The organism is Vibrio sp. 2132-1, from assembly GCF_033344315.1.
Genome location: NZ_JAWPON010000931.1, coordinates 1 through 500 on the forward strand (window position 1 = coordinate 1; position 500 = coordinate 500).

1 protein-coding gene is annotated in these 500 nt (G+C 47.2%); it reads right to left on the bottom strand.

Going from position 1 to position 500, the window contains the following annotated elements:
• Window positions 1–500 (bottom strand): motility-associated protein (locus R8N47_RS28790; RefSeq protein ID WP_318186556.1); only part of this gene is annotated, 500 nt, incomplete at both ends.

Here is a 500-nt window from a genome sequence, read left to right on the forward strand (position 1 = left end):
ATGGCTTGCATAGTGATGATGATGCCACCAACTGCGGCAAGAATACCGAAACCAGGTAGTGCTTCTGCGGTACGCTGTAATGAGCGTGAAGGCAGCAGCAGTTCGTTCTGGATAGCTTCGATTTCTTGTTCTAACAGTCCCTCTAATTCATGAGGCGACATTTGTCCCATCGCCATTAAACGTAAATTATCAGTAATGAACGAAATCAGACGATGATCCTCAGAAACTAGCGGGTACATCAGGAAGATAGAGCTTTGTTCTGGTGCTTCGATGTGAGAATCCAAAAACTTGAAACCACGGCTACGCGCTGTTTCTAGCAGGTTGTTTAATAGCGCCATCAGCTCCATGTAGTACTCGTACTCTTCAGTTGGACCTTTGATGGTTGCTGGCACTTGTTGGCGCATCTCTTTCAGCACGTGTGGTGGGTTACCAATAATGAGAGAACCCGCTGCCGCGCCGATGATGATCAGAAATTCTGCTGGTTGCCAAATTGCACCTAG